At 55.6% G+C, this 250-nt stretch carries 1 pseudogene; it reads left to right on the top strand.

The annotated features are described in order from the left end of the window. Nucleotides 1-250: pseudogene (locus tag H4J77_RS19695) on the top strand (IS5/IS1182 family transposase); the annotation flags it as partial.

Below are 250 nucleotides of genomic sequence, written 5' to 3'. Positions count from 1 at the left end.
GCATGAGGTGACCAACGTCGGATCCGACCGAGACCAGCTCAGCCCAATGGCCAAGCAAGCCCGCGAGGCGATGGGGACAGAAACGCTGTCCGTGGTGGCTGACCGAGGCTACTTCAAGGGTGAAGAGATCCTTGCCTGTCACGACGCAAACATCACGGCCTATGTGCCTAAGCCAATGACTTCAAGCGCCAAGGCTGATGGCCGATTCAACAAAGATGCCTTCGTGTATGACTCGACAAAAAACGAATAC

The sequence above is a fragment of the Pseudomonas sp. 5Ae-yellow genome, assembly GCF_014077575.1.
GTDB lineage: Bacteria > Pseudomonadota > Gammaproteobacteria > Pseudomonadales > Pseudomonadaceae > Halopseudomonas > Halopseudomonas neustonica.
Note: the sequence above shows the minus strand (reverse complement) of the source record. Positions and strands in the feature narration are given on the sequence as shown.